Source organism: Arthrobacter sp. Bz4, assembly GCF_003075455.1.
GTDB lineage: Bacteria > Actinomycetota > Actinomycetes > Actinomycetales > Micrococcaceae > Arthrobacter_D.
Genome location: NZ_QDAE01000001.1, coordinates 243,562 through 256,178 on the forward strand (window position 1 = coordinate 243,562; position 12,617 = coordinate 256,178).

General features: G+C 63.6%; 13 protein-coding genes, 4 tRNA genes and 1 riboswitch. Of the genes, 12 read left to right on the forward strand and 5 right to left on the reverse strand.

Going from position 1 to position 12,617, the window contains the following annotated elements:
- Positions 1-38: 38 nt before the first annotated feature.
- Positions 39-899, reverse strand: coding sequence for a cytochrome (locus tag DDA93_RS01145; protein ID WP_116777859.1), 861 nt, complete (start codon positions 897-899; stop codon positions 39-41).
- 173 nt (positions 900-1,072) lie between these two features.
- On the opposite strand from DDA93_RS01145, the gene DDA93_RS01150 reads away from it, so the two are divergent.
- From DDA93_RS01150 to DDA93_RS01165, 4 genes are all read left to right on the forward strand, one after another.
- Positions 1,073-1,146: transfer RNA gene (locus DDA93_RS01150), tRNA-Gly, on the forward strand.
- 55 nt (positions 1,147-1,201) lie between these two features.
- Positions 1,202-1,275 (forward strand) — tRNA-Cys (locus DDA93_RS01155).
- A gap of 26 nt (positions 1,276-1,301) precedes the next feature.
- Positions 1,302-1,373: transfer RNA gene (locus DDA93_RS01160), tRNA-Val, on the forward strand.
- Between the two features lie 51 nt (positions 1,374-1,424).
- Positions 1,425-1,501: transfer RNA gene (locus DDA93_RS01165), tRNA-Gly, on the forward strand.
- 172 nt (positions 1,502-1,673) lie between these two features.
- On the opposite strand, the gene DDA93_RS01170 is transcribed toward DDA93_RS01165, so the two are convergent.
- On the reverse strand, positions 1,674-1,988 hold the full coding sequence (locus tag DDA93_RS01170) for an SMR family transporter (RefSeq protein ID WP_024477089.1): 315 nt from the start codon (positions 1,986-1,988) through the stop codon (positions 1,674-1,676).
- Between the two features lie 15 nt (positions 1,989-2,003).
- Positions 2,004-2,065, reverse strand: a riboswitch (guanidine-III (ykkC-III) riboswitch).
- A gap of 170 nt (positions 2,066-2,235) precedes the next feature.
- Between DDA93_RS01170 and DDA93_RS01175 the strand changes: the two genes are divergently transcribed.
- A complete protein-coding gene (locus tag DDA93_RS01175; protein ID WP_019482837.1) occupies positions 2,236-2,487 on the forward strand; it encodes an antitoxin in 252 nt (83 codons plus the stop codon).
- Positions 2,488-2,577: 90 nt separating this feature from the next.
- Here the strand turns inward: DDA93_RS01175 and zapE are convergent, their stop codons facing one another.
- Positions 2,578-3,612, reverse strand: a complete 1,035-nt coding sequence (zapE, locus tag DDA93_RS01180; RefSeq protein WP_116777860.1) for a cell division protein ZapE — start codon at positions 3,610-3,612, stop codon at positions 2,578-2,580.
- 156 nt (positions 3,613-3,768) lie between these two features.
- Here zapE and DDA93_RS01185 point away from each other — a divergent pair, with 156 nt between their 5' ends.
- Positions 3,769-4,668, forward strand: a complete 900-nt coding sequence (locus DDA93_RS01185) for a sulfurtransferase (RefSeq protein ID WP_116777861.1) — start codon at positions 3,769-3,771, stop codon at positions 4,666-4,668.
- Positions 4,665-5,108, forward strand: coding sequence for a SufE family protein (locus DDA93_RS01190; protein WP_024477086.1), 444 nt, complete (start codon positions 4,665-4,667; stop codon positions 5,106-5,108). The genes DDA93_RS01185 and DDA93_RS01190 overlap by 4 nt, the downstream gene beginning before the upstream one ends.
- Here DDA93_RS01190 and DDA93_RS01195 read toward each other — a convergent pair.
- Positions 5,105-6,358, reverse strand: a complete 1,254-nt coding sequence (locus DDA93_RS01195) for an alpha/beta fold hydrolase (RefSeq protein ID WP_116777862.1) — start codon at positions 6,356-6,358, stop codon at positions 5,105-5,107. The genes DDA93_RS01190 and DDA93_RS01195 overlap by 4 nt on opposite strands.
- Positions 6,359-6,472: 114 nt before the next feature.
- On the opposite strand from DDA93_RS01195, the gene DDA93_RS01200 reads away from it, so the two are divergent.
- The 4 genes from DDA93_RS01200 to DDA93_RS01215 all read left to right on the forward strand — a co-directional run bounded on the left by DDA93_RS01200 (position 6,473) and on the right by DDA93_RS01215 (position 9,653).
- Complete coding sequence (locus DDA93_RS01200; RefSeq protein ID WP_116777863.1) at positions 6,473-6,964, forward strand: hypothetical protein; 492 nt, start codon at positions 6,473-6,475, stop codon at positions 6,962-6,964.
- Positions 6,965-6,978: 14 nt separating this feature from the next.
- Positions 6,979-7,401 (forward strand): peptide-methionine (R)-S-oxide reductase MsrB, encoded by a 423-nt coding sequence (msrB, locus tag DDA93_RS01205; RefSeq protein ID WP_116777864.1) that lies wholly within the window; start codon positions 6,979-6,981, stop codon positions 7,399-7,401.
- A gap of 126 nt (positions 7,402-7,527) precedes the next feature.
- On the forward strand, positions 7,528-8,904 hold the full coding sequence (locus DDA93_RS01210) for a DUF6421 family protein (protein WP_243400474.1): 1,377 nt from the start codon (positions 7,528-7,530) through the stop codon (positions 8,902-8,904).
- The gene (locus DDA93_RS01215) at positions 8,901-9,653 is read left to right on the forward strand and encodes an SDR family NAD(P)-dependent oxidoreductase (protein WP_116777865.1); all 753 of its coding nucleotides are present in this window, start codon (positions 8,901-8,903) and stop codon (positions 9,651-9,653) included. The genes DDA93_RS01210 and DDA93_RS01215 overlap by 4 nt, the downstream gene beginning before the upstream one ends.
- Before the next feature lie 8 nt (positions 9,654-9,661).
- Here DDA93_RS01215 and DDA93_RS01220 read toward each other — a convergent pair whose 3' ends face one another.
- Positions 9,662-11,221, reverse strand: coding sequence for an LTA synthase family protein (locus DDA93_RS01220; RefSeq protein WP_243400475.1), 1,560 nt, complete (start codon positions 11,219-11,221; stop codon positions 9,662-9,664).
- Positions 11,222-11,470: 249 nt separating this feature from the next.
- Between DDA93_RS01220 and DDA93_RS01225 the strand changes: the two genes are divergently transcribed.
- Positions 11,471-12,571 carry a beta-eliminating lyase-related protein gene (locus DDA93_RS01225; protein ID WP_116777867.1) on the forward strand — a complete coding sequence of 367 codons (1,101 nt, stop codon included), beginning with the start codon at positions 11,471-11,473 and terminating at the stop codon, positions 12,569-12,571.
- The last annotated feature ends 46 nt before the right edge of the window (positions 12,572-12,617 follow it).

Genomic DNA, 12,617 nt, shown 5'->3' on the forward strand with positions numbered 1-12,617 from the left:
GTCGACCTCGGTCAAAGGAAGGCTAGCGACCATCCCGCCTACCGTGCGCCCGCGGCGGGTACCGGCGGTGGGCCGATGGGCAGCAGCGCGCGGCCGGCGGCGGCGGCGTCGAGCCCGGCCTCCCAGGACCGGCGCAGGGCGCAGAACCGGAACCAGTGCTCTTTCAGGACCTCGGGGTTGGCGCGCATGGCGCGTACCTCGGTCTTACCGATTGCGACTCCCAACAGGATCAGCTCGTGGTCATACTTCCACGGCTCCCAGACCCCCTTCTCACCGTCGACCAGGCTTTCCTGAGCTTTCATGCCGGCCACCAGCTGCATCACCACTTTGTCGTCCAGCGGCTTGACCTGTCCGTCACGGTCGGTGTTCTTGGTCTTGAAGTCGATCAGGCACAGCCGTCCCCCAATCTCGGCCAGTAGGTCAAGTGTCCCGGCGTAGCCGACCTCGTCGTTCCAGACGGTCAATTCAGCAGCGATCGGGCGGACCTGGTAGAGCGTCCACCATTCGTCAAACCGGTCAGCGAAGGCTTCCTCGCCGTTCTCCACCAGGGCTAGCCGGGCGGCGTCGACGTCGTGCGCCTGTTCCAGCTCACGAAGCGCCACCTGTTCGCAGTAGTAGTGCACCCGGGTGCCTCTGCCCGCTGCCTCATCGCGGTACCGCTCCGCAGCGACGGATGCGTCCTTCACGACGGTCCGGAGCTGCGCCGGATTGCCCAGTGCCGCGGGGACGCGGGGATCATTGGCGACGGCGTTGGCAGCCATGTAGCCGATCCACCCGTCCAGCGACGCAGCAGCCTGCGAGATCACTGTGGTGATCGAGGGGACTATCGGGCGGTCCCTGGTGGAGCGGGAATACATGCGTCCGTGCTCTGTTGAGTGAGCCAGCAGCGGTTGTGTCATGCTTCCAGTCTGACATCGGATACTGACAATCTACATTTGGCCCGAATCTGACGCTGGTGGACGCGGATTGGACGAACCCCATTTCCTCCTATAGAGTTTTTACTCGTTGGAAAACGACGAATAACCCTGCAAATCCAAGGATTTTCACAGGGTTATGGATCATCACTCAACATGCGGACGTAGCTCAGCTGGCTAGAGCACCACCTTGCCAAGGTGGATGTCGCGGGTTCGAATCCCGTCGTCCGCTCGCAAGTCACTGTAGCTGTTGAAGTACGTTTCGGCAGTCCTGGTTTACTAGGCACGGTGGGGTGGCCGAGAGGCGAGGCAGCGGCCTGCAAAGCCGTATACGCGGGTTCGAATCCCGTCCCCACCTCCAGTACAGAAGCTTGCACCCATCTCGATGGGCGATTGGCGCAGCGGTAGCGCGCTTCCCTGACACGGAAGAGGTCACTGGTTCGATCCCAGTATCGCCCACTCAAAGCGGTTCCCGTGGTTTCTTCGGAATTCACCGGGTACCGCTTTTTCGCGGACGTAGCTCAGCTGGCTAGAGCACCACCTTGCCAAGGTGGATGTCGCGGGTTCGAATCCCGTCGTCCGCTCCACACCACGCAGCACCCAGGACACCCCCAGCTTCGTTTGGGGGTGTTTTTTCTTGCTGGTTCGGCTGCATGCGACCCCGATGCCCTCGCGGTGGACGGTTTCACTGGGCCTGAGCACCTCCGCCCAGCGACAGCCCGCCGGTAGCGGGCCTCCGTGCAGGGCTTGGCCCCGGGGTCAGTGCAGCAGTTTCAGGCCCACCACGCAGGCCACAATCCCGAGGACCAGCAGCACTTTGATGACGGACGCGGATTCGCCGTCGAAAATCATCGCGTAGGCCACGGTCAGCGAGGCGCCGATTCCCACCCACACCGCATAGGCGGTCCCGACGGGCAGTGTGCGCATGGCCCAGGCCAACCCGACCATGCTCAGCGTCACCGCGACACCGAAAACGATTGAGGGCACCAGCCGGGTGAACCCCTCGGACTTTCCCAGGGCCGTAGCCCAGACGGCTTCAAGTACGCCGGATATCACTAGAACAATCCATGCCATGACAGTCTCACTCCTGAAACGCCGTCTTGTCGCTGACCGGGTACGGCGCACCTCGTCCGGGTGCCATCTGGCTCGTCAAGGGTGTCACACCCCCGGTGCCGGGGCAATCTGGGTGGGAACTGGGTGGAAATACGCCGAGGGCGGACACCCAGGTGTTGCACAGGTTACGTCCTTGGAACTGCCATTCCATCGGCCTAAGATATTTAGCAGAGGGAACAACAGGTTCCCGGATCGAAAGGAGGTGCCTGTGTCTGTATTTGACGGGCTCAAAGGCAAGGCCGGGATGCTGAAGGAAAAGGCGACCGAGCTGGTGGGCGAGAACTCTGGCAAGATCAAGGACGGCATCGGTCACGCTGGCAACTTTGTTGACAGCAAGACCGGAGGCAAGTACGCCGACAAGATCGACAAGGTTCAGTCCAAAGCCTCCGAAATGGTCGATAAGACCGACCGCGGGGACACCAACCGGCCAGCTGGCCCCGGGACTCCCCCGGCCGTATAAGACCTACTGCTCGACAAGAAAGTGCCGGTCCTGCCGCGAGGCAGCACCGGCACTTTTTGCGTGCCAGGGGTCTGGCTAGGTTTCACTGCCCTAGGCTTCGCTGCCCTGGCGTGCCAGGGCTGTCAGGCGTGACACCGCACGGTGATACTTCTTCATGTAGCCGCCGGTCATCATTTCCTCGGTGAAGAGCTGGTCGAAGGCTGCGCCGCTAGCCAGCACCGGAATGTCCTTGTCATAAATCCTGTCCGCGAGGACCACGAAGCGGAGCGCTACCGCCTGCTCCGAAATAGTTGTCACATTGTGCCAGGCAATGAAATCGACGCCGTCGATCAGCTGGCGGTACCGGCTTGGGTGCACTCCGGACAGGTGCTTCACCAGATCGCTGAACGTATCCTCGGCGAGGATGCCGTCCGGGCCGGTCCTGAGCTCACGTACCCGGTCGTGAAGGCCGGATTCGCTGAAGGGGACGGGTGCCTCGGGAAGGCCCCGGTGACGGTAATCCTCGCCATCAATCCGGAGCACGTCGAACTGGTCGGCGAGGACCTGGATCTCCCGCTGGAAATCCACTGCCGCAAAACGCCCATCCCCCAACGAACCGGGAAGGGTGTTGGACGTGGCCGCGAGCTTGACCCCGGCATCCGCCAATTCACGCATCAGGCGGGACATCAGGACCGTGTCGCCTGGATCGTCGAGCTCAAACTCGTCAATGCAGACCAGCGCGTAACCGCTCAGCGCGTCGACGGCCCGACGGAAGGACAGCGCACCGACCAGGTTGGTGTACTCGACGAAGGTGCCGAAGGCCTTTTTACCGGCTGTTGCATGCCACAGGGAAGCGAGGAGGTGGGTCTTTCCGACACCAAAACCGCCGTCGAGGTAGATTCCGGCCCGCGCCGCTGGCTTCTTCGCGCCGAAGAGCTTCCGCAACCCTGTCGGCTCCGGCTGATTCACCATGTCGGCGAACTCGGACAACGCCTTGACGGCCGCGGCCTGCGACGGCTGCGCGGGGTCCGGACGGTAACTGTCGAAGGACACCTCACCGAATCGAGGGGACGGATAGAACCCGGTCAGGAGTTCGTCGACCGAAACTTTGGGGGTCCGCTGGGAGAGCTGCTCGATTGTTGCCACGGTAGGCAAGAATACGGCACTTTCGCTGGCCGCCGCGCCCTGCGACGACCCCACGGCCCGCCATTTATGGCATGCGGTGAACGCATCGGAAATAAATGGGGGAACGCGTGGTTAGGCTAGTAGAGACCACAAGAACGTCACGAGAAAGGCCAACGGATGTCAGTCGCAGCAGACCCCCATGAGAAGTTCGCTCACTATGCCCACCCGGAACGGCTCGTCTCCGCGGACTGGCTCGCCCAGAATCTCGACAACCCGTCGGTCGTGGTGGTGGAGTCTGATGAAGATGTTCTGCTGTATTCCACGGGCCATATCCCCGGTGCGGTCAAGGTCGACTGGCACACGGATCTGAACGATGAGGTGACCCGCGACTATGTCGACGGCGCCGCTTTCGCCCGGCTGATGTCGGCCAAGGGAATCACCAGGGATTCGACAGTCGTCATCTACGGCGACAAGAGCAACTGGTGGGCAGCCTACGCGCTCTGGGTTTTCAGCCTGTTCGGGCACGAGGATGTCCGGCTGCTGGATGGCGGCCGCGACAAGTGGCTCGCCGAGGGCCGGCCCACCACCACCGAGGTGCCGGCGCCCCAGACCGCCGACTATCCGGTGGTGGAACGCAACGACGCGCCGATCCGCGCCTATCTGAGCGACGTCCTCGGTCACCTGGGCAAACCGCTGATCGATGTCCGCTCAGTGGACGAGTACACCGGCGCACGGACCCACATGCCTGCGTACCCGGAGGAAGGCGCGCTTCGCGGCGGTCATATCCCAACCGCGGCTTCTGTCCCGTGGGCTCGCGCCGCCGCCGAGGATGGCACCTTCAGAAGCCGGGCCGAACTCGATGCAATCTACCGGGATGAGGTGGGCCTGAAGGACGACGCCGACGTCGTCGCCTACTGCCGTATCGGTGAACGGTCGAGCCACACCTGGTTTGTCCTGTTCCACCTGCTGGGCTTCACCAAGGTCCGCAACTACGACGGTTCGTGGACCGAGTGGGGCAACGCTGTGCGCGTCCCGATCGTCAAGGGTGAAGAGCGCGGCGGGGTTCCGGCGTCATGACCACTGAACTTCCCACCAAATTGAGTGAGATTGTCGAGGACTTTCAGGCCCTCGACGAACCTGACCGGTTGCAGCTGCTGCTCGAATTCTCCCAGGGTCTCCCCGAGCTCCCCCAGCACCTTCAGGAGCATCCGGAACTGCTGGAACAGGTGGTCGAATGCCAGACTCCCCTGTTCCTCAGCGTCGACATCGACGACAGCCCGGAGCAGATCGTGCGCCTGTACTTCTCGGCCCCGCCTGAGGCTCCGACAACCCGCGGGTTCGCCGGGGTGCTGCTGGAAGGTCTCGATGGGCTCTCCTCGGCCGACATCCTCGCCGTGCCGGACGACGTTCCGGACCGGCTGGGACTCACCCGGGCCATCACGCCGCTGCGGATGCGCGGGATGACGGCCATGCTGGGGCGGATCAAACGCACCGTCAGGGCCGGGCAAACCAGCTAACCGGCTTGCCCGTTCCGGACGCCCGGGCGGGCGCGGCCGTGGAGTACGGGGGCAAGCCAATTGGCCACCGTCTGCTCCCATTTCATCGGGTCCACATTCCATTCCTTGGTATGGCGGGCCCGGTGGAACCGCTCGAAGGTGACAAACGCAGGGTTGCGTTCCGCAAGTTCAGCCGAAGCACCCACCGGCACGAACTCATCGTCCTCGCTGTGGATGATGAGTGTGGGAATGGTCAGCTGCTCGGCCCGTGACACCCAGTCGAGGCTCTTCAGGTCAAGCGGTGCCGCGAGGCCTGTGGCTTTCCGGCCGGCCCGGTTGGTCAGCAGCCACTGGCCAAGCCGGCCAATCGGTGCGGGGATGCGGTTGAGCTGGGCGTGATACGCCAGCACCTCAATCCAGTTGACCACCGGACCGTCAAGTACCAGCGCCTTGATCCGCTGACGATGACCCGAGAGGTCGGCGGTCTGCAGGCAGATGGCGCCACCCATCGACCACCCAAAAAGCACCACGCCCTCGGCACCGTGTGCCACCGCGTAGTCGATTGCCGCCTCAACGTCACGCCACTCGGTCATCCCGAGTCCGTACCTGCCATCGGCTGCGTGCGGGGCTTCGCCGTCGTTCCGGTAAGAGGTCAACAAACTGGTCATGCCCAATGACCTGGCCAGACGCACCGCCCGCAGTCCTTCGGTCCGCTGCACTCCCCTGCCGTGGACCATGACCGCCCAATCCTTCGAGGCTTCCTCGGCGCGGATCAGCCAGGCCGGAGCTACTCCCCCGTCAACCGGGATGTCCACCTCTTCATCAGCGAAGCCAACCGTCGACGGCGACGGGAAGACCGCGCCGCTCCACCAGCCCCGCGTCGCGCTGGCCAGATGCCCGGAGTACACCGCCTCCACCTCGCGTTGCACAGTCCCTTCACGGGGAACGTAGGACAGGATCGCCCCAATCCGGGCATGTCCTGCTCCACCGTCGAAGTAGAGACTGTAGGTCCCTTCGACGGTGGTGTCGTCATTCGCGGGGAGAATGACCTGCTGGCTACCCCCGGTGCCGATCACCGCCAGGATGTCGAGGTTTTCGTCCCTGACCCGGGCTGGGGTCACTACCTGACGCGCGAAATGCGCGGCGAGACCGGAGGTGCCGGCCGCAATTGTTGAGCCGACGGCACCACCAATCCCCACCCCGAGCATGGTCCATTTGACCCAGGGGGCGGTGGTGGACTGCTCCGGCACCGTGGCGGAAAGTTTACGCATACCCCCATTCTTGCCTGTGGACCGGAGGATCGGCGGCACACGGGAGCGGGGTGTCGTGAGAGCTGCTGTCTCCGTGCACTAGGGCGCCACGCGTTGGAGCACTAGTCTTGGCTCATGTCCGAGACGATAGTGGTACTAACCGAAGAAAGCCTCAACGACGGCGACGCGAAGAACCTGTTGACCCTGGTGGGTGAGGAACAGGCCACACTGCTGGTGTTGATCCCCGATGACCGGCACAAGAATGTGATGGCCGAGTTCTTCCATCACCTGAGCTTGCTGGAGTTCGCCGACGCGTTCCGCGAATTGTCCCAGGGGCAGCCATCGGCCCAGAAATCACGTGGGAGCGCCGAGGCGGATCTCGAAGCGTCGTTGCGGGTGGCCGAGGCCCACGGACTTACCGCCCACGGGATTATTGCCACCGGCAACGCTGTCGAGGCAATGGTCGACGCCGTCAGCCAGCATGGCGCACAGCAAGCGGTTGTCATCACCCGACCGCACGCCGTCGCCGATACCCTCCACACCGACTGGGCGAATCAGGCCCAGGACCGACTGGGTGTGCCTGTCCTGCACCTCTATTCCGGTTCGGGATTTATCGGCGGTTCTTAGGCGTTGAAGGAATCATGAGCACAATAGAACCCAGCGATGTCCCTGTCCAGAAGACCGACGACGAATGGCGCTCCGAGCTAACCAGTGAGGAGTACCGGGTCCTTCGTCAGGCTGGTACTGAGCGGCCTTATACCGGCGAGTACTACGACACCAACACCAAGGGTGTTTACCAGTGCCGCGCCTGCGGGCACGAACTCTTCACCAGCAACGAAAAATTTGATTCACATTGCGGTTGGCCATCCTTCTGGGCGCCCCTCGCCGAGAACACGGTCCGCTACCTGCACGATAATTCCATGGGGATGCAGCGCACCGAGGTCCGGTGTGCCAACTGCGACTCGCACCTCGGCCACCTGTTTGAGGGTGAGGGTTATGGCACCCCCACCGACCAGCGCTTCTGCATCAACTCGGTGTCCATGAAGCTGCTCGAACAGTCCTAGCGGAACCGCGGGGAGGTCCAGCATGTCTGGGCCTCCCCACCAGTGCAACCCAGTCAAAAATAAGAGTTGCTTATGCTCAAGGGTTTTTTGAGTAAGTAAACCTTTTCAGTTGCTACGCTCGCTTCCATGACTTCGACGACCATTGACACCAGCCTCGCCTCACCTGCCGGAGCCCCTGAGCGTTCACCCGCCTGGCATCAGCTCAAAGCCGCCGCTTCGGCCCTTCAGCCGCTTCAGGTCAAGGACGGATCCGTCCCGGAAACCTCGAACCATGCGTTGGCGTCCGAACTGGTCGACGCTATTGTCGAGGCGATCAGGACCCTGGCTCCGTCTTTCCCCCACGACGCCGGCTACCTCACGGCCCTCGTGGAGGACTTCCAGACCTGGCAGTCCTCGGACTTCGGAGTGCCCGATTTCCTGAGCTCGTTGCTGCAGTTCCAACCGCAGGAGCATCGGGTCGATGGCCTCAGGCACCTGGTGGTGTTCCCCATGTACACGCAGAACGGCAGCACCAACCGGCTGGTCGAAGCGGTGCTCATTGAAGTGCTCTGGCCCGAGTTCATTGCCGAGCTCGAAGCCGGTGACTACTCCAACAAGCTCTTCGTCCCCATCCGCTTCCTCGACTTCACCGCCGGATACGACACCAACTCGGCAGTCCTCTTCCCGGAGACCGTCGCCGTCAGCACCACACCGCAGTTCACCTGGGGCGCCATTTTCGCCGACCGCGAGGCGGCACGCTTCCGCCGGGTGGTCACCGCCGCGGCGGAGATCACCAAGCTGGAACTGCCTGCCGAAGCCAGCGAGCTCGTGGGAGACCAACAGCTGGCCGAGCAGACCTTCGTCATGTGGGACCTCATCCATGACCGCACCCACATGCGCGGCGACCTCCCCTTTGACCCGTTCATGATCAAACAACGCATGCCTTACTTCCTGTACTCCCTGGAGGAACTTCGGTGCGACCTGACGGCGTTCCGCGAATCAGTGAAGATCGCCCTCGACGAATCGGCTCCCGACGAGACCCGCCGTCATGCGCGACTGGTGCAGTACGCAGTCATCTTTGACCGGATCTTCCGCTTTTCCATCACCGGCAGCAGGGTCCGCAACTACGACGGTCTGGGCGGTCAACTCCTGTTCGCGTGGATGCACCAGCACCACGTGCTCCACTGGACCGACAGCCGCCTGAGCATCGACTGGGCGGAGGTTCCCAACGTCGTCATCGCCCTCGGCGAGAAAATTGAGCAGCTCTACTGGCGGTCCATTGACCGGCCGAAGACCGCCCACTGGCTTGCCGCCTACCAGCTGGTCACCGAAACCGTGACACCCCACCCGGCGTCGGTCTGGGCCAAGGGCCCGGACGCCCTCGAACTGACTGGACCACCTCGTGGATTGACCGATGCCGTCCTCGACGACGAATTCCCGCTGTCGATGTTCTTCGAGGCATTGGACCGCAAAATGAAACCGGTCATCGAGTCCACCGCCGGTATCACCGGGGCCGCTGAATGAGCAACGCGTTGCCAGCACTCGACGGACTGACGGTGGTGGTGGCCGGCGCCGCTGGCGCTTCGGGGATCGCGTGCGCCACCCTGCTCCGCCAGCAGGGTGCCGCGGTGGTAGCTGTCGGATCCCACGCCGGCCGGCTTGAGCAGGCGCTGGGCCAGCTCGACGACGTCGACCGCCGGGTCTGCGACCTGGCCGATGCGCAGGCTGTCACTGAGTTATGCCATGCGCTCACTGCCGACTATGAGTCACTGGACGGCCTGATTCATCTGGTGGGCGGCTGGCGCGGCGGCAACGGAATCACCGGGCAGACGGATGATGACTACGAGGTGCTCCACACCAGCGTGCTCACCACCTTGCGGAACACCACTCGTGCCTTCTACCCCCCACTCCTCGCATCGTCCAGGGGGCGGGTGGCCATCGTGTCCTCCACGGCCGTGGACAGCCCGACGGCGGCGGCCGCCTCCTATGCGGCTCTCAAGTCAGCCGCGGAAGCCTGGACCCGGGCGGTGGCCGACGGATTCCGGCGCGATCAGGACGCCGCCAGCGACAGCACCACTCAGGGCGCCGGTCAGACATCAGCTGCCACCATCCTCGTGGTGAAAGCCCTCGTCGACGACGCACTGCGGGCCGCGCATCCGGAACGCAGATTCCCCGGGTACACCCATGTCGATGATCTGGCCGCAGCAGTGGTTGGTCTTTACGCCGCCGAGGCGCAATCGGTGAACGGCCAACGCATCACCCTGCCCAGTTAGGGCAAACGCTACTGCGCGGCGGCGTCCTCGCCGCCCCAGGCCTTCGCGTAAAACCGCGGGGAAAGTGAGCTCACCAGGTCCGCGTAGTGACTGGGCTGCAGCGCCTGCGCTGAACCGGCCGGGACACGCGAGGCGAACGCTGAAACACCCAACCCTGCCTCCTGACCCGCCAGCGTCAGGCCGGCAGCTTCCAGGATCGTCGGGTACATGCTCAACTGGTCCACGCGGGGGCGCAGGTCACTGTTACCGTCCTCGCCCGGCACCCAGATCCGGTTGAAGATGGTGCGGTTGTTGTGGTCCGTCAATTCCGCCTGGAACGCATGGCCGCCACCTATTTGCTTCAGGTGGTCACCCATAATCACTACGGCAGTGTCCTCGAGATAACCCTGCTGCCTCATGTGGTCCACGAATCCGGCCACCTGCGTCATGGAACAGGAAAACGCGGCGGTTACCTCGCTCTGCGTATCCACGGTGCAGTAGTCATAAATGTGCACCGGCTCATGCGAATCCAGGGTCAGCATCGAGAGGTTAAATGGCTGACCAGTCTTCTCCGCCTCGGCGTGCAGGTCGTCGACCTCGTCTTTCGCGTGGGCCAACAGGCGTTCATCGCTCAGACCCCAGTCACTGCGGAAGGCCTTCTCCGGCTCACCCGCGGCACGCCAGTCCGGCAGGTCCTTCACCTCGGAGTAGCCGTGCCCGCCCAGGAAGACGTCTTTCGCCGCGAACGAGGCATTAGCGCCGCCAAGGAATACGTTCGTATAGCCGTGCTCAGCGAGCACATCGCCCAGGCAAGTCACCCCTTCGAGGTACGTCTGGACGTTACCGCCGAGCGCGTTGTAGGCGCCGCCGCCCGAGGTGGAGCCGATACCCTTGAGCGGGATCCCGCACTGCGTCGCGGTGATCCCGGACATGGTCCAGCCGCCCCCCTCGTACTGCTTCAGGTTCTCGACGCTTTGCCAGCCATCCGACGCCTTCGTGGCCGCCTTGAGCGGAGCGAAGACATCCTTCCCGAAGAGCTGGTCGTCCTCGAGCGTGGCCTCCCCGGACTCGAGATAGATCAGTACCAGGTTGCGTTTGTCCGTGTCGTCGGTGATGGTCGGTTCCACATAGAAGTCGCCGACGTCGTACCCGGAGTTGGCCGCCTCAAGGTAGTCCCGAACGCCTACCGTGGCGGCAAAAGCGGTGGTCCCGCCGATGACGACTGCGGCCACCAGGGCGGCAGAAACGGCGCGCATGATCCACTGCACGCGAGGCGGCCGCCGAAGGTCGCCATCACGGCGGCGCTTACGGCGCCGGAAAAACAGCCAGAGCGCGATCCCCACCGTAACCAGCAGGGGCACCACAGCAATGCCTAGGATGCTGATCCAGACGATGGACCCGCCACCACCATCGGCTTCCACGGCGACGATATTCAGGAGCATCTGGTTGACCGAAATCTCGCCCCAGTAGAGGCGGATGATGGCGGCAGCCATGAGGAGGGCAAGCCCCACTCCGATCAGAAGGTGGACCACAAGGTGTCCGACCACGACGCCGGCCCGGCGGGTCACCTGAAGAATACGACCAAACATGGCACCCCCTGCCTTTCGGATGCTTGGATGCCCGATGACCATCCGTGTCACCAACCCATTCCCGGGCCCACAAAAGCGTAATACCGTTTCATGCCCCGTTCAACAGGCGTTCAGCTGGCGGTGGTGAATCGTTCACCCCAGCGCAACCTCGGGCCTGTTCCGGCGTCGGGAGAGGCATCAGGGGAAAATCAGGGGAAGAGTCAGGCTGAAACGCTGAGGATGACCCACCGCCTAGGTGATAATTGATAGGTGACTGAAACAATTGCGCCCCCTGCCTCCCTGCACAACCCCGACGTTCGCGGCTTCGCGTCCGACAATTACTCGGGAGTACATCCGGAAATCCTCGCGGCCTTGGCTGCCGCAAACGGCGGCCATCAAACGGCCTACGGCGAGGACGTCTACACGCACCGCCTACAGGAACTGATGCTGGAGCACTTCGGCGCCGGCACCGAAGCGTTCCCGGTCTTCAACGGGACCGGAGCAAACGTCCTGAGCCTGCAGTCCCTGCTGCCACGGTGGGGCGCCGTGATCTGCGCTGAAACGGCCCACATCAACAAGGACGAGAACGGGGCGCCCGAACGCATTGCCGGAATCAAACTCCTCACCGTTCCCACCCCGGACGGCAAACTCACCCCGGAACTCATCGATCTGGAAGCCTGGGGCTGGGGCGACGAGCACCGGGCCCAGCCGCTGGCCGTCTCCATCACGCAAACCACCGAATTGGGGACGCTCTACACGGTTGAAGAGATCAGGGCGATCGCCGACCACGTGCACGCCCGCGGCATGCATCTGCACCTGGACGGCGCACGGATCGCCAACGCCGCAGCGGCCCTCAACCTGCCGCTGCGCGCCTTCACGAGGGACGCGGGAGTCGACATCCTCTCCTTCGGCGGTACCAAGAACGGCCTGATCTTTGGTGAGTGCGTCGTGGTGCTGAACCCTGACGCGGCCACCGGCCTCACCTACCTGCGCAAAATGAACATGCAGCTCGCGTCCAAGATGCGCTTCATCTCGGCGCAGCTCATCGCCCTCCTTGAGGATGGGCTGTGGCTTCGTTCGGCAGCCCATTCCAATGCCATGGCGGCACGCCTGACCGCGCTGGTCCAGGAAATTCCCGGGGTGCAGCTCACCCAGCAGACCACCGCGAACGCCGTCTTCGCCGTCCTCCCCCGGGACGCCGCGGACCGGGTCCGTGAGCAGTTCAAGTTCTATGACTGGGACACCGTGACCGGGGAAGTGCGCTGGATGTGCTCCTTCGACACCACAGCCGACGACGTCGACGCCTTCGCCGAAGCGATCCGCCGGGAAACGGCCGCCAGCCCACACCAGATCGGGGCTCCCCGGGCCTAGAACAATCTCGCCGGCCGCACCGGCGAGCCTGCCCGGCACGGGGGTC

Excerpts from the sequence above, each read along its gene's own strand:
- DDA93_RS01145 (WP_116777859.1), bottom strand. The coding sequence starts at position 899 with ATGACACAACCGCTGCTGGCTCACTCAACAGAGCACGGACGCATGTAT.
- DDA93_RS01170 (WP_024477089.1), bottom strand. The coding sequence starts at position 1,988 with ATGGCATGGATTGTTCTAGTGATATCCGGCGTACTTGAAGCCGTCTGG.
- DDA93_RS01185 (WP_116777861.1), top strand. The coding sequence starts at position 3,769 with ATGTCAGTCGCAGCAGACCCCCATGAGAAGTTCGCTCACTATGCCCAC.
- DDA93_RS01190 (WP_024477086.1), top strand. The coding sequence starts at position 4,665 with ATGACCACTGAACTTCCCACCAAATTGAGTGAGATTGTCGAGGACTTT.
- DDA93_RS01195 (WP_116777862.1), bottom strand. The coding sequence starts at position 6,358 with ATGCGTAAACTTTCCGCCACGGTGCCGGAGCAGTCCACCACCGCCCCC.
- DDA93_RS01200 (WP_116777863.1), top strand. The coding sequence starts at position 6,473 with ATGTCCGAGACGATAGTGGTACTAACCGAAGAAAGCCTCAACGACGGC.
- msrB (WP_116777864.1), top strand. The coding sequence starts at position 6,979 with ATGAGCACAATAGAACCCAGCGATGTCCCTGTCCAGAAGACCGACGAC.
- DDA93_RS01210 (WP_243400474.1), top strand. The coding sequence starts at position 7,528 with ATGACTTCGACGACCATTGACACCAGCCTCGCCTCACCTGCCGGAGCC.
- DDA93_RS01215 (WP_116777865.1), top strand. The coding sequence starts at position 8,901 with ATGAGCAACGCGTTGCCAGCACTCGACGGACTGACGGTGGTGGTGGCC.
- DDA93_RS01220 (WP_243400475.1), bottom strand. The coding sequence starts at position 11,221 with ATGTTTGGTCGTATTCTTCAGGTGACCCGCCGGGCCGGCGTCGTGGTC.